This window comes from Streptomyces sp. AC1-42W, assembly GCF_003248355.1.
Lineage (GTDB): Bacteria > Actinomycetota > Actinomycetes > Streptomycetales > Streptomycetaceae > Streptomyces.
On sequence record NZ_QKWY01000002.1, the window covers coordinates 131,272 to 150,348 of the forward strand.

The window sequence follows — 19,077 nt, forward strand, 5'->3', positions numbered from 1 at the left end:
TGTCACTAAAGGGGAACTTGAGAATGGCACCGCTGCGTATCGGCGCTCGCGCCTCATTGATGTCCCTGTCCCAGAGCGCGCCGATCCTGGCCGCGCTCGCCCCCGTTCCCACTCTCCTGCGGTCCTTCGCCGGGGAGGATGGCGACCGTGAGGTGAATCGAGCGGCGCTCAGCGAGGACGGTGTGTTCTCGCGGCAGATCGAGACAGCGCTTCTCGCCGGTGAGATCGACGTTGCGGTGCACTGCCTCAAGGACGCCTCAGCGCACGATGTTCCGGGTCTTTCCATGGCTGCCTACCTGCACAGGGATGACCTCAGGGACTGTCTGGTGGCGCGCGACGCGGAGCTACGGCTTGACACACTGCCTCCGGGCGCGTGCGTTGGAACGGCCTCGGTACGTCGCATGGCCGCTCTGCGGGCATTCCGACCCGACCTTGATGTTGTGCCCTTGCGTGGCCCGGTCAGTGACCGGCTGGGAGCTCTCTCCCGACACGAGGTGGACGCACTGATCCTTGCCGCCTGCTCCATGGAACGGCTCGGCCTGAGCCATCGGATCAATGAACGGATTCATGCCGAGATCATTTGCCCGCCGCTCGGAGCGGCGATCATCGCGCTCCAGACGCGGGAGGGTGACAGCCGGACCCGCCGAATGATCTCGGGGCTCAACCACCCCGCGACGGAAATCGAGGCCGAGGCCGAACGCTTCGTGCTGCGACAACTGGGTGGGTTCTGCAACGCCCCACTCGCTGGGTACTGCACGACGAACGAAGCCACCACGACCACCTACACCGTCCGGGCTCGGTCATTCTCGGCGGACGGTGAAATGGCGATCGACGTCCGCTCGACCGGCACGGACGCGAAGCGCACAGCCGCTGAGGTCTGCCGACGCCTGACCCGCCACAGCGCACTGAACCGGGCCGCCGGACAGGGCCTGGTCGGGTGAACGGGTCACCCGAGGCGCTTGGCGTACTCCACGAGCCCGGCGAACCCCTGCCGGGACAGGACCAGGTGTACCGCCCGGTGTTTTGTGACCTGCAGCGACGACGCCGGCCCGACCAAGGGCGACGGCCTGGCCGACAGCCACGAGATCGGCCCCCCACTCCTGCAGCGGCGAACTCCGGTTCTGGACCGAGGGCAGCCGCTCGGTCATGAGCCTCAAGGACACCGGTTCCAGCCGCTGGGTGAAGGCGGAGTACTACCGCGTGGCCCACTCGGGTACGAAGTTGACGCTGTGGAACAAGGACGGCCCGGGCGGTCCTTCCGACAACGACGGCAACACGGGCACTGTGGAGAGCGGGCGGCACTCCGAGGTCTACACAGCTCGCAGGACGGTTTTGCGCCACAACCTGCCTTATTGGCATACCAGTTGGTACTCCGACTGACGTAGGTTCGATCGCATGGACTGACCGAGGGCCCGGCCGGCCCCTCGGTCAGGCGTGCGTTGTCGCCGCCGTCCACTTCGAGTGATCCCCCGACCAAGGGAGCTCCGCGTGACCGCATCCCCCGTACCTCCCGTCCTGCGACTGAGCGAGGTGGTCTACGGCGTATCCGGCCGAAGCCTGCTCGCCGGCGCCGACCTCACCGTCCCCGCGGGCGGTTCCGTCTCCGTGATGGGCCCCTCCGGAAGCGGGAAGTCCACCCTGCTGATGTGCGTCATGGGGCTGATCCGCCCACAGGCGGGGCGCGTCGAGGTCGTGGGACGGGACGTGACCCGGCTGTCCGCCCGGGCCCTTGCCGCCCACCGGCGGCGGCACGTCGGTATGGTCTTCCAGTTCGGCGAGCTTCTTCCAGAGCTCACCCCCGTGGAGAACGTGATGATCGCGAGTCTGCTGGCCGGCGACGCCGTCGCCGATGCCCGCTCCCGCGCCGAGTCGCTGCTCGGCCGCCTCGGGGTGCCCGAGGCCACCGCCACGCGGGACCTGTCGGGCGGTGAGAGGCAGCGCGTCGCCGTGGCTCGCGCCCTGGTCAACACGCCGGAACTGCTGCTGGCGGACGAGCCGACCGGCGCGTTGGACGGTGAACAGCGGGAAGCCGTGGCCGACCTGCTGTTCAGCACCCCGCGGGAACACGGGTGCGCCCTGGTGGTGGTGACGCACGACCCGATGGTGGCCGGGCGCGCCGACGTGCGACTGCACCTGCACGAGGGACGTCTGGTCCAGGCCCAGGAGGCGCGGTGAACGGCGGGCTGCGGCGTCGGCTCCTGCGCATGGGACGCGCCGCGTCCCGGTCGGCGGAAGCGGGCCGCATCCGCTACTTCGCGCTGTTCGCCGCCACCGCTGTGGCGACCCTCGCCGTCTGCGTATTCATCCTCGCTCTCTCCTCTTTCGACGGTCGCGCCGAGCGCAGTCAGGCCCGCTGGCCGCAAGTCACCGACACGGGTTCCGCCACGCTGCTGTGGCGGGCGACGCTGGCGAGCGTCGAGGATCGCCAGTACGACGTGGTGTACATCGAACCCCTCACGCCCGACGCACCTCTGCCGCCCGGCCTGAGTCGGTGGCCGCAGCCCGGTGAGGCAGTGCTCTCTCCCGCCCTGAAGGCAGCCGGTCCTCAGGTGCGCGAGGAGTACGGCCGAGTCGAGGGCACCATCGCCGAGGACGGCTTGGAGTCGCCGAGCGAGTATTTCGCGTATGTACGGCCGACGGCCGAACGGCTGGACCCGGAGGGGATGACCAAGGCTTCGGGATTCGGTGTCTCCTGGACACCGTCGCTCGGGGAGCACATGTACAACTTCGGTTCCAAGGAGTTCCACTGGGCCTATCTGGCGTTGGTGGGCCTTCCCGCCGGGCTGTTCGTCGTGATCGCCGCCCGGGTCGGCGCCGCGGCCCGGGATCGCCGGACCGCCGTCCTGACGGCGCTGGGCGCTTCCGGCGGTGCCCGAGCCTGGTTCACGGTGGGCGAGGCGGTGCTGCCTGTGGCCCTCGGTGCTTCGGTGGCGGCCGTGGCCGTCGCTCCCGTGCTCCTCACGGACATACCCCTGCCCGCCGTCGACTTCGTGCTGTACGTGCCCGACACCCGCGCCGCGCTCCCCGCGCTCGTGAGCGGTGTGCTGGGCACACCACTCGCCGTGCTGGCCGCCGTGGTGCTGCTCCAGCCGCGATACCGGCCAGGAGCCTCGACGCGGCCAGTGGCCGCCAAGCGGCGCCGCGAGTGGATGCTGTGGCTGTTTCCGGTGGCGCTCTTCGGCACGGTGCGGGGCACCGAGCTGGCGCCGTACGACCTGCGCCTGCCCGTTCTCGCGGCCGGCAGCGTGATCACGATCGCGCTGCTGCCCGGGGTGGCTGGTGCGGTGGTGTCGGCGGCCGGACCCACGCTGGCCAGGTTCGGTGCCGCGCGGGGCCGGGTGGGGATGCTGGTCGCGGGCCGGCGCCTGGCGGTGGGCGCGCGCCCGGTCGCGCGACTGGTGGCGGCGGTGGTGGTCGCGGTCGGTCTCGCCGCTCAGGGACAGATCGCGATCAGTCTGTTCACGGACATCAGCGACCGGGTCGAGGCGGTGGAGGAACACCTAGGCACCAGCGTGGTGCGGGTCTCCACGACGCTGTCGACGACCACTGCCGACGTGGCGGCCTTCGAACGGGACCTGGGGACGGGGGTGTACGCCCTGGCCGTGACGAGGGATCCCCGCTCGGGACGGCTCGATCTCGTCGCGGGCTGCCCGGTGTGGCGGGACCTGGGCGCGAAGTGCCCTGCTGGAGGCTCTGCCGAACTGCGTACCCGCCATACGGGTCTGGCTCGGGCCGCAGAGTTGGAGCGGTCGGTCGGGGTGCGTCTGCGAGCTCGCACAGGAGACGTGACCGAGACCGTGCGGACGTCCGAGGAACCGGCCCTGGTGGTCCTGGCGGAGGACGGGCGGCAGTTGTCGTTGCCACGGGTGCACCGGAGCGCCAACGCACATCTGGCCATGGCAACGGACGTTCAGGTGTTCGCGATGGCAGGCAGCCTCGGTGGCAGCGGCGAGGGCATTGCGGCTGGACGGTGGCTGGAGCTGTTCTCCGTGGCGGGTGTGCTGGTGATCGTGGTCGTGGCCGGGATCGGCGCGGTGGCGCAGTTCGTCCGGACGGGCCGCGAACTGGGCCCTGTCTCGGTGCTGAGCGGCAACGGCCGCGTGTACTACGAGGTCTCCGTCTGGTCCCTGCTCGTACCGACCGCGTTCGCCGTGTGTGCCGCCGTCGCTGTCACCTGGTACGTGACGACCCCGTTGATGGCGGACTCCGCCGACCGCCTGTCCGCACTGTCGGCGGTGGGAGCGGCAGGGCTGGCGTGCGCGGCGGCGATGGCCTGGTGGGGCGCCCGGACGGCGTCCGCGGCGGGGCTGGTCTGGCGCCCGCGCAACGAATGACGCGAAGCGTCGTGAACGGCCACAAGGCTGCGGGCTCACGGACAGCGCACTGAACCGGGCCGTCGGCCAGGGCGCCGGCCCGGGAGGGGGGCTCTCGCGGGACGCTACGGCTTGTGGGTCACCCAGAGCATTTCCGCCGGCCAGTGGTGGGCCCAGTCCGGCGGGTCGGTCGGGTTGTAGCCGTTGAGCGTCGCGGCGTCGGGGCGGGGTTCGATGAGGTCGTCGATGACGAGGCCCGCGCCGCGCAGGACCCTGACCCAGTCGCCGTAGGTGAGCTGGTAGCTGGTCGCGCCCTCGTCCTCGGCGATGGCGTCCAGGCCGAAGTAGGGCTTCTGGAGCGTGGTGGTGACGCGCTCCGCGGCCTCGTCGTAGCAGGTCTCGAACCAGGGGGCGGCGACGTTGAACACCAGGCGCCCGCCCGGAGCGAGAACCCGCGCGGTCTGCGGCACCGCCAGCCGCGCGGGCGCCCAGCTGAGGCCGCCGAAGTCGCAGAAGACCAGGTCGAAGGCGTGGTCGGCGAACGGCAGCTGTTCGGCGGCGCCCTGCACCAGCGCGTACCGGTCGGCTCCCATCGCCCCGGCCGCCGCCGCGAGCTGGGCCTCGGACAGGTCCATCCCGACCACGGTCGCGCCCTCGGCGGCGAGCGACCGGGACCACTGGCCGGCGCCGCAGCCGAGTTCCAGGACGCGCTTGCCGGTGACGTCGCCCAGCGCCCCCAGCTCCGCGTCGGGGATCGAGTACATGCCCCACAGCCGGGGCGAGGCGCCGATCTGCGGATCGTGCCGTCGCTGGTAGGCGCCGCTGATCCTGTTCCAGAGCCGCCGGTTGGCGGGGATGCTGTCCACCCGCAGACTCCAGCACCGCCCGCCGGAAGCCGTCAAACCCCTTTCCTCCGTCCGGGCCGTGAGCCGCTCACAGGCCCACCACAGGTCTGGCACACGCTCGTGACAGGGCCGTTGGCGACGGTCGACGGCATGCGAACAGAGACCCCTTGGAGCGCCCTGCCGGCCAGGGACCACCTCCTGGCCGGAGCGGGCGCGGCCGGAGCGCCCGGTGCGGCGGGTGTGCCCGTGCTCGATGTGGTGGTACCCGTTTACAACGAGGAGAAGGACCTCGAACCGTGCGTGCTGCGGCTGCACGAGCATCTCGCGCGCACCTTCCCGTACGCCTTCCGGATCACCGTCGCAGACAACGCCAGCACCGACCGGACGCCCGAGGTGGCGGAGCGGCTGGCGCGGTCGTTGCCGGGGGTGCGGTCGTTCCGGCTGGAGGAGAAGGGGCGCGGGCGGGCGCTGCGTACCGTGTGGACGGGCTCGGACGCGCCGGTGCTCGCGTACATGGACGTGGATCTGTCCACCGACCTCAACGCGCTGCTGCCGCTGGTCGCGCCGCTGATCTCCGGCCACTCGGACCTCGCCATCGGCTCCCGGCTCGCGCGCAGTTCGCGGGTGGTGCGCGGGACGAAGCGGGAGTTCATCTCGCGGGCCTACAACATCATCCTGCGGTCCTCGCTGGCCGCCCGGTTCAGCGACGCGCAGTGCGGGTTCAAGGCGATCCGGCGCGAGGTCGCGCAGCGGCTGCTGCCCATGGTCGAGGACACCGGCTGGTTCTTCGACACCGAGATGCTGGTGCTCGCCGAGCGGGCCGGGCTGCGCATCCACGAGGTGCCCGTCGACTGGGTCGACGACCCCGACTCCACGGTCCACATCGTGCGCACCGCCACCGAGGACCTCAAGGGCGTGTGGCGGGTGGGCCGCGCGCTGGCCGTGGGCGCGCTGCCGCTCGACCGGCTGGCCCGGCCCTTCGGGGACGACCCGCGCGACCGGGCGATCGGCGGGGTACCCGGCGGCCTGGCCCGCCAGCTCGTCGGCTTCTGCGTCGTGGGCGCCCTGTCCACGCTGTTCTATCTGGCCCTGTACTCCCTCTTCCGGCTCGGCGCCGGGCCCCAGCTCGCCAACGGCGCCGCGCTGCTGGTCTCGGCCGTCGCCAACACGGCCGCGAACCGGAGGCTCACCTTCGGCGTACGCGGCCGGGGCGGCGCCGTCCGCCACCAGGCGCAGGGTCTCGTGGTCTTCGCCATCGGCCTCGCCCTGACCAGCGGCTCGCTGGCGGCCCTGGGCGCCGCCTCTGGCTCGCCCTCGCACAGCACCGAACTCGCCGTCCTGGTCGCGGCCAACCTCGCGGCGACGGTGCTGCGGTTCCTGCTGTTCCGCGCCTGGGTCTTCCCGGACCGCGACCGCGACCGCGACCGCGGAAACCCCGAGCCGCCCGCCCGGACCCCCCACGACGACCCGAGGAACGACCGATGACCACGTTCAACCCCGTCCACGCCCCCGCGCGGGCCGGTGCCTCGCTGCTCCGCCGTGTCCGGCGCGGGCGGCCGGGCGACGCCCCGTGGGTGCGGCCCGCGTTCCTCGCCCTGCTGCTCGTGATCACGCCGGCCTACCTCTGGAACCTCAGCGCCTCCGGCTACGCCAACTCCTTCTACTCCGCCGCCGCGCAGGCCGGCGGCAGCAGCTGGAAGGCGTTCTTCTTCGGTTCGCTGGACGCGGCCAACGCCATCACCGTGGACAAGCCCCCGGCCGCCCTGTGGCCCATGGCCCTGTCGGTGCGGATCTTCGGGCTCGGTTCCTGGGCGATCCTGGCCCCGCAGGTGCTGATGGGCACGGCGACGGCCGGGGTGCTGTACGCGGCCGTGCGGTGCCGGTTCAGCGCGGCGGCCGGGCTGATCACCATGGCGGTGTTCGCGCTGACGCCCGTGGCCGCGCTGATGTTCCGCTTCAACAACCCGGACGCGCTGCTCGCCCTGCTGATGACGGTCACCGTCTACTGCGTGCTGCGCGCGCTGGAGCGGGGCCGCGCGAAGTGGCTGGTGTGGGCGGGCGTCGCGGTCGGTCTCGCGTTCCTGACCAAGACCCTCCAGGCGTTCCTGATCCTGCCGCCGCTTGCGGTGCTGTACGCGGTGTGCGCGCCGGTCCCCGTACGCAGGAGGTTCGGGCAGCTCGGGCTGTCGGCGCTCGCCGTGCTCGTCTCGGGCGGCTGGTGGGTGGCGGTCGTCGAGCTGTGGCCCGCCTCCTCGCGCCCGTACATCGGCGGTTCGCAGCACAACTCGTTCCTGGAGCTGACCTTCGGCTACAACGGCCTCGGCCGGCTCAACGGCGAGGAGACCGGCAGCGTCGGCGGGGGCGGAGGCGGCCGGGGCGGCGGCGGTCAGTGGGGCGAGACCGGCATCGGCCGGATGTTCAACGCGGAGATCGGCGCCCAGATCTCCTGGCTGCTGCCCGCCGCCCTGATCCTGCTCGCCGCGGGCCTGTGGCTGACCCGGCGGGCGGGCCGTACGGACACGGCGCGGGCGGCCTTCGTCGCCTGGGGCGGCTCGCTGCTGATGACGGCCACCGTGTTCAGCTTCATGGCCGGGATCTTCCACCAGTACTACACGGTGGCCCTGGCCCCCTGTCTCGCGGCGCTGATCGGCATGGGCGTCACGGTGCTGTGGGAGGAGCGGGCGCGCTGGTGGGCGGGCGCCGTGCTGGCGGTGACGGTCGCGGTGACGGCGTACTGGGCGTACGTGCTGCTGGGCCGGACCCCGGACTACCAGCCGTGGCTGCGTACGGCGGTGCTCGTCACCGGGCTCGTGGCGGCGGCGGGCCTGGCGCTCGCGGCCCGGCTGGGGCGGTCGCTGGTGTCGGCCGTCGCGGTGCTGGGCCTGGCGGCGTCGCTCGCCGGGCCGGCCGCGTACACCGTGAGCACGCTGGACACGGGCCACCAGGGCTCGATCGTCACGGCGGGCCCGTCCGGCGCCGGCATGGGCGGACCGGGCGGCGGTGGCCGGGGCGGACGGCCCGGCGGAGGCGGTCCGGACGGCTCCCCCGGCGGCATGCGGCCCCCGGGCGCGCAGGGCACGAACCAGCAGGGCACCAACCCGCAGGGCACGAACCAGCCGGGCAACCCCATGGGCCAACCGCCCACCGGCACCCCGCCCGGCCAGAACACCGGCCAAGGCACCGGCCAAGGCACCGGCCAAGGCACCGGCCAGAACGACGGCCAGAACGACGGCCAGAACCAGGGCACCCGCCGCCTCCCCTTCGGCACCGGCGAGCGCGGTGGACCCGGTGGCATGGGCGGTGGCATGGGCGGCCTGCTCAACGGCGCCTCCGTCGGCGCCGAGGCCAAGGCGCTCCTGGAGGCGGACGCCGACGACTACACCTGGGCGGCCGCCGCCATCGGCTCGCAGAACGCGGCCAGCTACCAACTCGCCACCGAGAAGCCCGTCATGGCGATCGGCGGCTTCAACGGAAGCGACCCGTCCCCGACGCTCGCGCAGTTCAAGAAGTACGTCGAGGACGGCCGCGTCCACTACTTCGTCGCGGGCGGCGGAATGGGCGGCGGAATGGGTGGCGGCGGCATGGGCGGCAGCGGCGCCGCCTCGCGGATCTCCGCCTGGGTGACGGAGAACTTCACCGAGGTGACGGCGGGCGGCGCCACCTTCTACGACCTGACCCGGCCGAAGGCGGCGACCGGCTGACCGTCCGGGAGCCGGCGGCTCAGCGCCGTAGCGACAGGTCGGCCACGACGGGGCGGTGGTCCGAGGCAAGCGTCTCGGCCACCGCCGCGTCGCGTACCCGGACGGTGTCCTTCGAAACCGCCACGTAGTCGATCCGCAGGACCGGGTCCAGCGCCGGATACGTGGGCGCGCCGGGCTCGGCATCGGTCAGCTCCCGCCACAGCGGCGCCAGTTCGGGCGCGGCCGGCGGTGCGTTGAAGTCGCCGAGCAGGATCTGCCGCACCGGGCCCCGCTCCGACTCCCGGTCCTCCGCCATGATCCGCCGCGTGTCGGCCACCTGCGCGATACGGACGGACGGGTCGCCCCGGTAGTCGAGATGCGTGGCGTACACGTGGACGGGCAGCCCGCGCACCTTCAGCACCACCTCGCCGAAGCCGGGCGCGGGCGCCGGGACCGGGTTCGGGTCCTGCGTGGAGAGCCGGGTCAGCTCGTGGTTCTCGGCGCTCACGATCCGGTACCGGGACAGCACCGCCACCCCGAACTCGCGCTCGGGCTCCCCTTCCGCCGCCGGGGCGAGGCTGTAGATGGGGGCGAAGGAGACCCGCATGCCCAGGCGCCGGGCCAGCTCGCCCGCCAGGTCGCGCCACTCGCTGCGGGCGCCCCAGTGGACGTCCACCTCCTGGAGCCCGATGACGTCGGCGTCCAGCGCGCGCAGGGCGGCCACCTGCCGGTCGAGGTCGAAGACGCCATCCGTGCCGGCCCCGGCGTGGATGTTGTACGTGGCCACGCGCAGCGGCACCGACGCCCCCGGCCCGGGCCCCGTGGACGCCGTCGCGGGAGGCGCGAGCGCCGCCCCCAACAGGCCCGCTGCCACCAGGACTTCCACCGTGCGACGACGCAGCGACATATCACTCCTGCTTCCGGGAGCCGGTTCTCGGGGCGGATTTCGGCGACCGGCACCGTACCCACGAAAAGTCGCTTGTACGCCCCGGCGCGCTCCTATACGGTGTACAACCTCGCTCCTGTACACCGTATAGGGGCGCCGCTCGAACACCGACGACAGCAGGGAGTACCTATGACGGCGACCGACGCCGCGAAGAACCACCCGCTCGCCCCACCGAGCCACCCGCAGCGCTGGTTGATCCTCGGCGTCATCTGTCTCGCCCAGCTGACCGTGCTGCTCGACAACACCGTCCTCAACGTCGCGATCCCCTCCCTCACCCGGGAACTGGACGCCTCCACCGCCGATGTGCAGTGGATGATCAACGCCTACTCGCTCGTCCAGTCCGGGCTGCTGCTCACGGCCGGCAGTTCCGCCGACCGCTACGGGCGCAAGAAGATGCTGGTCGCCGGGCTCGCCCTGTTCGGCATCGGCTCCCTGATCGCCGGGCTCGCCGAGTCCTCCGCACAACTGATCGCCGCGCGGGCCGGCATGGGCGTCGGCGGCGCGCTGCTGATGACCACCACGCTCGCCGTCGTCGTGCAGATCTTCGACGACAGTGAGCGGGTCAAGGCGATCGGCATCTGGTCCACCGTCAGCTCGCTCGGCTTCGCGGTCGGCCCGCTGATCGGCGGCGTGATGCTCGACCACTTCTGGTGGGGCGCGATCTTCCTCATCAACATCCCCGTCGCCGTGATCGGCCTGGTGGCCGTGGTGCGGCTGGTCCCCGAGTCGAAGAACGCGAGCGGCGACCGCCCCGACCTGCTGGGCGCGCTGCTCTCCACCATCGGCATGGCCGCCGTCGTGTACGCGATCATCTCCGGCCCCGAGCACGGCTGGACGTCCGGCCGGGTGCTGCTGACCGCGTTCACCGGCGCCGCCGTGCTCACCGGCTTCGTGCTCTGGGAGCTGCACATCCCGTACCCGATGCTGGACATGCACTTCTTCCGCGACCAGCGGTTCGTCGGGGCGGTCGCGGGCGCGGTCCTCGTCGCCTTCGGCATGGGCGGCTCGCTGTTCCTGCTCACCCAGCAGCTCCAGTTCGTCCTGGGCTACGGGCCGCTGGAGGCGGGGCTGCGTACGGCACCGCTCGCCCTGAGCGTCGTCGCGCTGAACCTCACCGGGCTCGGCGCCCGGCTGGTCCCGAAGCTGGGCACGCCCGCCACCATCGCCACGGGCATGGGGCTGCTCGCGGCCGGGCTCGCCGCGATCGCGCTGCTCGGCCGGCACGGCTACGGCGGCACGCTGCTCGGGCTGCTGGTCATGGGCGCCGGCATCGCGCTCGCCATGCCCGCGATGGCCAACGCCATCATGAGCGCCATCCCGCCGGAGAAGGCCGGAGTGGGCGCCGGGGTCAACGGCACCCTCGCGGAATGCGGCAACGGCCTCGGGGTCGCCGTCCTCGGCGCGGTCCTCAACTCCCGGTTCGCCGCGCTCGTCCCATCGGCCGTCGGCGCCGCCTCGCTGCCCGCCGCCCTGGCCGCGGCGCACGGCGCGGAGGAGCGGGCGCGCATCACGGACGCGTTCGCCTCCGGCCTGGAGACCAGCATGCTCGGCGGGGCCGTCGCCGTACTCGCCGGCGGACTCCTGGCCGCCCTGCTGCTGCGCCGGGCGGAGCGAGGACAATCGGCACCGGCTGATCCGGCCGCGACAGCGGCATAGCATCAGAGGGGACCACCGGACCGCACTGCTCCGTTTACCGGGCGGCCGGTACGCGGTCGGCACGCGGCTCGTCCGCGTCCGGCGCGTCCGGTGTGCGGGCCGGTCCGTTCGTCCCGCCGGTGAGACGAGGGAGTGCGCCATGGTGTCCGCGGCCGACCGCGTGAAGAACCCTGTCCGGACCAGCGTGTGGCTGAACAACCGGCCACCCGCGCGCTCCCGGCGCGCCGACCAGCCGGCCGGGCTCGACCGGGAGCGGATCACCGCCGCCTCGGTGCGGCTGCTCGACGCGGAGGGCCTGGCCAAGTTCTCCATGCGCCGGCTCGCCGCCGAACTGAACGTCACCGCGATGTCCCTGTACTGGTACGTGGACACCAAGGACGACCTGCTGGAGCTGGCCCTCGACGCGGTCTACGCCGAGATCGGACCGCCGGCCGGGGAGGCCGGCTGGCAGGACCGGCTCCGCGAACTGGCCGGGGCGTACCGGGGGCTGCTCGTCCGGCACCCCTGGGTCTCGCCGCTCGCGGGCAAGTTCCTGAACCTGGGCCCGCACTCGCTGCTGGTGACCCACGCCATCCAGGACGTGATCCGCGCGACCGGCCTGCCCGCCGAGGGCCGCAGCGGCGCGCTGTCGGCGGTCTTCCAGTTCGTGTACGGATTCGGCACGGTGGAGGGCCAGTTCGCGCAGCGCAGTGCGGAGGCCGGGCTCACCCAGGACCAGTACTTCCGGCAGGCCATGTCGGCGATCCGGGAGCAGCCCGGACTCGACGAGTTCGTGGAGGACTCGCGGGACATGATGGCAGCGCGCGGCGGCGCCACCATCCAGGAGATGCGCGACCGCGACTTCGTCTTCGCGCTGGACCTGCTGATCGCGGGCATCGACGCGATGCGGGACCGGGGACCCGCGAACGCTCCCGCTCAGTAGCCCCGCGCCGGGTCCACGGCGAGCGCCGGTCTCTTCCCGGCCGCCAACTCCCGCAGACACGTGGTGAAGTCCGCGACGACGTCCTCGTCCGCCGTGATGCCCGCCGAGTGGGAGGTGACGACCGTACGGGGCAGCCGCCAGCACGGATGGCCGGGTCCGGGCGGCTCGTCCGGGAGGACGTCGAGCACCGCCCGCCCCACCGTCCCGGCGCGCAGCGCGTCCCCGAGCGCCCCCAGGTCCACCGTCGCGCCCCGCCCCACGTTGAGGAAGGTCGCCCCGCCCATCGCGGCGAACCGGTCCGCGCCGAAGTAGCCGGTGGTCGCCCGGGTCAGCGGGAGCGCGGCCACCACCCAGCGGGCGGCCACCGGTTCACCGGCCGGGACGACCGCGTCGAAGCCGGCCGGCACCGGGCGCGGGGTGCGGACGGCGGCCACGGTCCGGATGGCGCAGGCCCGCAGCAGCGCGCCCACCGCGGAGCCGATGCGTCCGGTGCCGTGGACGACGGCGGTCTGCCCGGCGACGAGTTCCGAGGGGAGCCGGCGCCACTCGGCGCGGGCGTGCTGCGCCGCGTACCCGGGGACGGACTGGCACTCGGCCAGCACCCAGCCGAGCACGTACTGCGCGATCCGCTCGCCCATCCGCCCCACGGTCCGGGTCAGCGGCACCCCGGACGGCCAGGGCCGGTCGCCGCGCAGCACCAGCGCGTCCGTGCCCGCGTTGACGCTGTGGAACCAGACCAGGTCCGGGCCGCGCAGCGCGTCGGGCAGGACGGCGCCCACGTACACGAAGGGGCCCTCGCCCGGAGCGCGTTCGACGGGCCGGCCGGTGGCCGCCGACAGCCCGCGCACGGCGGCGTCACCGACCTCGGGCCCGGCGACGATCCGGGCCCGGTCCAGCAGGCCGGGCGCGATCACGGGGCGAGCCGGGCCGGAAGGCCGCCGGTGGCCGGCAGGGCGTCGAGGGCCGCGGTCGTGTTCGTCGCGATGTCGGGTGCCATGGCCTCGACCCTACGACCGGGGAGTGTCAGACGGCGGGCAGGGAATCGCCCCGCACGGCCTGGATGTCCAGTTCGACGCGGAGGGTGGTGCCGATCGCCGAGATGCCGGTCTGGACGACCTGGTTGTAGTTCATGGCGAAGTCCTCGCGGCGCAGTTCGGCCGTGGCGCCGAACGCCGCGCGCACCCCGCCCCACGGGTCCGGGCCGGTTCCCAGGTAGCTGAGGTCCAGGTCGACGGGGCGCTTCACGCCGCGCATGGTCAGCTCGCCGTGCACGGTCCAGCGGTCCGGGCCGGCCGGGGTCAGCCCGCTGGAGCGGTAGGTGATCTCCGGGAACCGGTCGGTGTCCAGGAAGTCGGGGGAGCGCAGGTGCTTGTCGCGCATGTCGTTGCCGGTGTCGATGCTCGCCGCGTCGATGACCGCCTCCACCCGGGAGTCCTGGACGTCCGCCGCGATCTCGACGCGCCCGCCGAACCCGGTGAACCGGCCGCGCACGCTGGAGATCCCCAGGTGCCGTGCGACCGCGCCCACCGAGGAGTGCGCTGGGTCCAGCGACCAGGTGCCGGGCGGCGGCAGCTCCACCCCGCCCTGCCGGTGCAGCACCACCGTGCCGGCCTCGACGGTGCCGCTCGCCGTGACGAGGGCGGTGGAGGCGGTGGGGGCGTAGCCGACCGCCGTCACGATGACCGTGTACGCGCCCGCGGGCAGCGGGGTGTCGGCCCGTACCGTCCCGGTCTCGTCGGCGGCGGCCCGCAGTACCTGGGTGCCGGTCATGTCGGTGACCGTCACCACGGCGTGCTGGACGGCCCAGCCGTCCCGCGTCCGTACCTGCGCGCGAAGTCCCATGCCGTTCTCTCCTTGCCGATGCCCCGCCCGCTCGTCGCGGCCGGTCGTTCCATGAGTCGGGCCCCGGGGCGGGGACCGGCAGGCCGTCCCCTGCCTGCCGTCCCCGCCGCCGGGGCCCATGTCCCCGGGGCGCGGCGCCTCCGCTCACAGAACGCCGCCCACCAGGGGTCCGTGGGGGTCCGGGGTTCTACCCCGAACCGCTCTCGTTACTCGCCGGGATGGGCGAGTTCGATGTCGTGGCCGTCCACCCCGTGGCCGGCCACGGTCAGCGCACCGGCCACCGGCGGGTAGCCGTTGGCGACGACGGTGTACTCGCCCGCGTCCAGGTCGGCGAAGGCGTACGCCCCGTCCTCCCCGGTCGTCGAGTGGGCGACCACGTTGCCGGCCGCGTCCACCAGCGTGACCCGCGCGTCCGGCAGCGGGCACCGGCCCGCCCCGGCCCGTACGACGCCCTGGACCAGCGCACCGGCCCGCAGGGCGGCCTCGACCCGGGTGGTGCCCTGGCCGCCGACCTCCACCGGCAGGGCCAGCGGGCGGAATCCGGCCGCGTTGACCGCGACGGTGACCGCGCCGGGGACCAGCTCGCCGAAGGCGAAGCCGCCGTCCTCGCCGGACTTGCCGGTGGCCAGTACGTCGCCGCGTACATCGGTCACGACGACCACGGCGTCCGCGACCGGTGCCCCGCTCCCGGCGTCCCGGACGGTGCCGGCCAGGCCGCTGGTCCCGGCGAGCAGGATGTCGTGGGCCAGCGGCTCGTCGCCGACGACCACGGTGGACGCCTGCGGCTGGAAGCCGTCGGCCGAGGCGATCAGCACGTACGAACCGGCGCCCGGGGCGTCCAGCGCGTAGCCGCCGTCTTCCCGCGCTGCGGCGATGCCCAGCTGGCGGCCGCCGAGCGAGATCAGGGTGACGGCGGCCCGGCCGACCGGGACGCCCTCGGCGCCCCGGACCACGCCGCTGACGAGGATGCCGTCCTCGGCGAGGTCCACCGGGAGGGCCGCCGCTGCGGCCTCCGCCCCGGCCTCGGCGGGGGTTTCGGCGGGGGTTTCGGCGGGGACGCCGGCCGCCGGGACCGGCGCGCCCGTCTCGCTCACGGCCTTCGTCCTGAGCGCGACCTCCTTGATGAACAGCGTGATCAGGAAGGCGACCAGGGCGGACGGGGCGGCGTACAGGAAGACGTCGCCGACGCCATGTCCGTAAGCGGCCTCCATGACCGTGCGGAACGGGGCGGGCAGCTTGTCCAGGTCGGGGATGCCCCCACCGGCCGTGCCGCCGTGGCCCAGGGCCGCGCCCTCGGGACCGAGGTCCGCGAGGCCCTCCTTGACGTAGCGGGTGACGCGGTTCGCCAGGACGGCGCCCAGCGCCGAGACGCCGATCGCACCACCGAGGGACCGGAAGAACGTGACGACGGACGAGGCCGAACCGAGGTCGGACGGGTCCACCTGGTTCTGCGTGGCGAGCACCAGGTTCTGCATCATCATGCCGATGCCGAGACCCATCACGAACATGTAGACGGCGATGTGCCAGTACGTCGTGTCGTAGCGGATCGTGCCCAGCAGGCCCAGCCCGGCGGTGACCAGGAAGCCACCGCTGACCAGCCACGCCTTCCAGCGACCGGTCTTGGTGATGATCTGGCCGGAGACGGTCGAGGAGATGAACAGACCGCCGATCATCGGAATGGTCATCACACCGGACATCGTCGGCGACTTGCCGCGCGCCAGCTGGAAGTACTGGCTGAAGAAGACGGTGCCGGCGAACATCGCGATACCGACGAACAGCGAGGCGAGCGACGCGAGCGTGATGGTCCGGTTGCGGAAGAGGCGCAGCGGGATGATCGGCTCACTGGCGCGGGACTCGACGAGGACGAAGACCAGGGCGAGGAGCAGGGAGCCCACCAGCATCACGCCGGTCTGCCAGGACATCCAGTCGTACGTGGCGCCCGCGAACGTCACCCACAGCAGGAGCAGCGAGACGGCTGCGCTGATGAAGAAGGCGCCGGTCCAGTCGACCTTGACGTCCCGCTTGACGACGGGGAGCTTGAGGGTCTTCTGGAGCACGATCAGGGCGATCACCGCGAACGGCACACCCACGTAGAAGCACCAGCGCCAGCCCATCCAGCTGGTGTCGGTGATGACGCCGCCGAGCAGCGGGCCGCCGACGGTGGCGACGGCGAAGACCGCGCCGATGTAGCCGCTGTACCGGCCGCGCTCGCGTGGGGCGATCATGGCGGCCATCACGATCTGGGCGAGGGCGGAGAGACCGCCGACGCCGATGCCCTGCACCACACGGCAGGCGATCAGCATGCCCGCGCTGGTCGAGAGGCCGGCCACGACCGAGGCCGCGACATAGATGATCAGGGCTATCTGGACCAGCAGCTTCTTGCTGAACAGGTCGGCGAGCTTGCCCCAGAGCGGGGTGGTCGCCGTCATCGCCAGCAGCGAGGCCGTGACGACCCAGGTGTAGGCGCTCTGGCCGCCGCCCAGGTCGGCGATGATCTCCGGCAGGGCGTTGGAGACGACGGTGGACGACAGGATCGCGACGAACATGCCGAGCAGCAGCCCGGCGAGCGCCTCCATGATCTGCCGGTGTGTCATCGGCGCGCCGCCGGAGGCGTCATGGCCTCCGTGCTTGGCGTGGCCGCCCCGCACACCGGTTGGTGTGGTCGTAGCCATTTAAGTCCTTGTCTTCGCTTCTGTTTGCACAGGTGTACGGGTGTACGAGTCGTGGTGGGCGTCCGGCTGCCGGGGGCGGCAGTCGGCGCCGTGCTTCCCGGGGGAGCACCCTCCGGCGCCGCGGCAGGAGAAGCTGTCGCGCAGCCGGGCGAGCAACGTGTTGAGCTGGCCGACCTCGGCGTCGGTCCAGTCGTGCAGATGGCCGGCGAACATCTCGGTCGACCGGCGGGAGAGGTCGTCGAGCACCTCTTCCCCCGCGGGGGTCAGCCGCAGGATGCGGGAGCGCTTGTCCGCCGGGTCCGGGAACCGTTCGATCCAGCCCCGCTCCGCCACATGGGCGACGTGCCGGCTGGTCACCGACATGTCGACGGCGAGCAGCTCGGCCAGCCGGCTGATCCGCATCTCCCCGTGCCGGCTCAGCAGAGTCAGCACGGCGGCGGAGCCGGCGGGGCACTCGGCGGGCAGGATGCGGGCGAGACCCCTCTTGACGGCCCCGATGGCGCTGAGCTGCCGGGCCAGTTCTTCGTACTGACTCCGTCCGGCCACGGGACCCCCAGATCTCACCGGTCATCTTGTTGCTTAGGGCAACCATAGAAGCCGTTGGTTGCTACAGGCAAACGAAATGGGGCTTGCTGGGGTAAAGGAACGCAAAAGGCTCCGTAGGGCGCTGGTCAAACCCGCAGGCCGTGCGGTAGGAGGCGCCCTGATGTGGTCCGTGCCACATGGGGGGCGATCGGCGGGCGGAGACCGGGGGTTGGGGGTTGGGCCGTTCGCCCGAGTTCGCTAGGGTCCTGCGACATGGCACACAATCCCCACGCACCGCAGGGCCCCGAGGGCTCCTACGACCCGGCCGGCAGTACCCAGATGTTCCGCGCCTTCGTGGACGAGGGCGAGCCGCAGCGCGCCCAACAGCCCGCGGCCACCTCCTCCGGCCCGAGGACGGGCCTGATCGCCGGCATCGTCGCGGTGGTCGTCGTGCTGGGCGCGGTGGCCTGGCTCGCCCTGAGCTGAGGTCCGCCGGCCCGTCCATGACCGCGGTCCCGTCCGGGGCCGCGGCCGTCTTCTCGTACCTGCCGCTGTCCGTGCCGATCCGCGCGGGCGGCGGCGCCGTCGTTTCCGGGCGCCGCCGTCGTGGATCGCGCCGGATCAGTCGGCGATGAGGCCCTCGCGGAGCTGGGCCAGGGTGCGGGTCAGCAGGCGGGAGACGTGCATCTGGGAGATGCCGACCTCCTCGCCGATCTGGGACTGCGTCATGTTGGCGAAGAACCGCAGCATGATGATCTGCCGTTCCCGCTGCGGCAGCTTGGCCAGCAGCGGCTTGAGGGACTCGCGGTACTCGACGCCCTCCAGCGCGGCGTCCTCGTAACCGAGCCGGTCGGCCAGCGAGCCCTCGCCGCCGTCGTCCTCGGGGGCGGGGGAGTCCAGCGAGGAGGCGGTGTAGGCGTTGCCCACGGCGAGGCCGTCGACGACCTCCTCCTCGGAGACCCCGAGCGCCTTGGCCAGCTCCGGGACGGTCGGCGAGCGGTCGAGCTTCTGCGCGAGCTCGTCGCTGGTCCGGGTGAGGGCGAGCCGCAGCTCCTGGAGCCGGCGCGGCACGCGTACCGACCACGACGTGTCCCGGAAGAACCGCTTGATCTCCCCGACGACCGTCGGCATCGCGAACGTCGGGAACTCCACGCCGCGTTCGCAGTCGAAGCGGTCGATCGCCTTGATCAGGCCGATGGTGCCGACCTGGACGATGTCCTCCATCGGCTCGTTGCGGCTGCGGAACCGCGCGGCGGCGTACCGCACGAGCGGCAGGTTCAGCTCGATGAGCGTGTCCCGTACATACGCACGCTCCGGGCTGTCCGTCCCGCCGGGCCCCGGGGCGGGCCCCAGCGCGGCGAGCCGCAGGAACAGGGAGCGGGAGAGCGTGCGGGTGTCGATGGCTTCCGGCGAGCTGGTGAGCGCAACGGGTGCGGGTTCGCTCTTGGTGAGCGTGAGCACCTTCGAGCTGCCCTGTTCTTCGGACATGCCACCCCCTTGAGGTCGCGGACGGTCGCGGTGGCCACGACCATCGGAGGAACGCAGCCTGCCACCTGAATACCGGAGGCGGGACTGCGGCAAACGCGCTTCCCGCAGAATGTCACATGTCGGCAACGCGCTGTAGTGACTTGTCGACAAGTTACGGGGGAGTCTGTGCAGTTAACAAGGGGTGTGAG

General features: G+C 72.5%; 16 protein-coding genes. 9 read left to right on the forward strand and 7 right to left on the reverse strand.

The genetic code is table 11. From position 1 onward, the window contains the following. Positions 1-23: 23 nt before the first annotated feature. From hemC to DNK56_RS18415, 4 genes are all read left to right on the forward strand, one after another. Positions 24-941, forward strand: a complete 918-nt coding sequence (gene hemC / locus DNK56_RS18400) for a hydroxymethylbilane synthase (protein WP_111336120.1) — start codon at positions 24-26, stop codon at positions 939-941. Between the two features lie 205 nt (positions 942-1,146). Further along, complete coding sequence (locus tag DNK56_RS18405) at positions 1,147-1,380, forward strand: hypothetical protein (RefSeq protein WP_111336123.1); 234 nt, start codon at positions 1,147-1,149, stop codon at positions 1,378-1,380. A gap of 108 nt (positions 1,381-1,488) precedes the next feature. Further along, a complete protein-coding gene (locus DNK56_RS18410) occupies positions 1,489-2,175 on the forward strand; it encodes an ABC transporter ATP-binding protein (RefSeq protein ID WP_111336126.1) in 687 nt (228 codons plus the stop codon). Then, entirely contained in the window at positions 2,172-4,334 is a 2,163-nt protein-coding gene (locus tag DNK56_RS18415) for a hypothetical protein (RefSeq protein WP_111336129.1), read from the forward strand. Before DNK56_RS18410 ends, DNK56_RS18415 begins: the two co-directional genes overlap by 4 nt. Positions 4,335-4,438: 104 nt before the next feature. On the opposite strand, the gene DNK56_RS18420 is transcribed toward DNK56_RS18415, so the two are convergent. Beyond that, positions 4,439-5,179, reverse strand: a complete 741-nt coding sequence (locus tag DNK56_RS18420; RefSeq protein WP_111336132.1) for a class I SAM-dependent methyltransferase — start codon at positions 5,177-5,179, stop codon at positions 4,439-4,441. A 129-nt stretch (positions 5,180-5,308) separates the two neighbouring features. On the opposite strand from DNK56_RS18420, the gene DNK56_RS18425 reads away from it, so the two are divergent. Both DNK56_RS18425 and DNK56_RS18430 read left to right on the forward strand, forming a co-directional pair. Continuing rightward, the gene (locus tag DNK56_RS18425) at positions 5,309-6,643 is read left to right on the forward strand and encodes a bifunctional glycosyltransferase family 2/GtrA family protein (protein WP_111339384.1); all 1,335 of its coding nucleotides are present in this window, start codon (positions 5,309-5,311) and stop codon (positions 6,641-6,643) included. Next, positions 6,640-8,859 (forward strand): ArnT family glycosyltransferase, encoded by a 2,220-nt coding sequence (locus DNK56_RS18430; protein ID WP_111336135.1) that lies wholly within the window; start codon positions 6,640-6,642, stop codon positions 8,857-8,859. Before DNK56_RS18425 ends, DNK56_RS18430 begins: the two co-directional genes overlap by 4 nt. Positions 8,860-8,878: 19 nt before the next feature. On the opposite strand, the gene DNK56_RS18435 is transcribed toward DNK56_RS18430, so the two are convergent. Beyond that, a complete protein-coding gene (locus DNK56_RS18435; RefSeq protein WP_111336138.1) occupies positions 8,879-9,745 on the reverse strand; it encodes an endonuclease/exonuclease/phosphatase family protein in 867 nt (288 codons plus the stop codon). A gap of 168 nt (positions 9,746-9,913) precedes the next feature. Between DNK56_RS18435 and DNK56_RS18440 the strand changes: the two genes are divergently transcribed. Then, positions 9,914-11,440: an MFS transporter gene (locus DNK56_RS18440; protein WP_111336141.1), complete on the forward strand. Its 1,527-nt coding sequence runs from the start codon at positions 9,914-9,916 to the stop codon at positions 11,438-11,440. Positions 11,441-11,579: 139 nt separating this feature from the next. After that, positions 11,580-12,362, forward strand: coding sequence for a TetR/AcrR family transcriptional regulator (locus tag DNK56_RS18445; RefSeq protein WP_111336144.1), 783 nt, complete (start codon positions 11,580-11,582; stop codon positions 12,360-12,362). On the opposite strand, the gene DNK56_RS18450 is transcribed toward DNK56_RS18445, so the two are convergent. From DNK56_RS18450 to DNK56_RS18465, 4 genes are all read right to left on the reverse strand, one after another. Beyond that, the gene (locus DNK56_RS18450) at positions 12,356-13,276 is read right to left on the reverse strand and encodes an NAD(P)-dependent oxidoreductase (RefSeq protein ID WP_111336146.1); all 921 of its coding nucleotides are present in this window, start codon (positions 13,274-13,276) and stop codon (positions 12,356-12,358) included. The genes DNK56_RS18445 and DNK56_RS18450 overlap by 7 nt on opposite strands. A gap of 109 nt (positions 13,277-13,385) precedes the next feature. Further along, positions 13,386-14,204 (reverse strand): YceI family protein, encoded by an 819-nt coding sequence (locus tag DNK56_RS18455; RefSeq protein ID WP_111336149.1) that lies wholly within the window; start codon positions 14,202-14,204, stop codon positions 13,386-13,388. Between the two features lie 206 nt (positions 14,205-14,410). Further along, positions 14,411-16,876: an MFS transporter gene (locus DNK56_RS18460; RefSeq protein WP_111336152.1), complete on the reverse strand. Its 2,466-nt coding sequence runs from the start codon at positions 16,874-16,876 to the stop codon at positions 14,411-14,413. Beyond that, positions 16,877-17,422, reverse strand: coding sequence for a MarR family winged helix-turn-helix transcriptional regulator (locus DNK56_RS18465; RefSeq protein ID WP_111336155.1), 546 nt, complete (start codon positions 17,420-17,422; stop codon positions 16,877-16,879). 252 nt (positions 17,423-17,674) lie between these two features. Between DNK56_RS18465 and DNK56_RS18470 the strand changes: the two genes are divergently transcribed. Then, a complete protein-coding gene (locus DNK56_RS18470) occupies positions 17,675-17,887 on the forward strand; it encodes a hypothetical protein (RefSeq protein WP_111336158.1) in 213 nt (70 codons plus the stop codon). A gap of 135 nt (positions 17,888-18,022) precedes the next feature. Here DNK56_RS18470 and DNK56_RS18475 read toward each other — a convergent pair whose 3' ends face one another. Beyond that, entirely contained in the window at positions 18,023-18,889 is an 867-nt protein-coding gene (locus DNK56_RS18475; RefSeq protein ID WP_111336161.1) for an RNA polymerase sigma factor SigF, read from the reverse strand. Between the last annotated feature and the right edge of the window lie 188 nt (positions 18,890-19,077).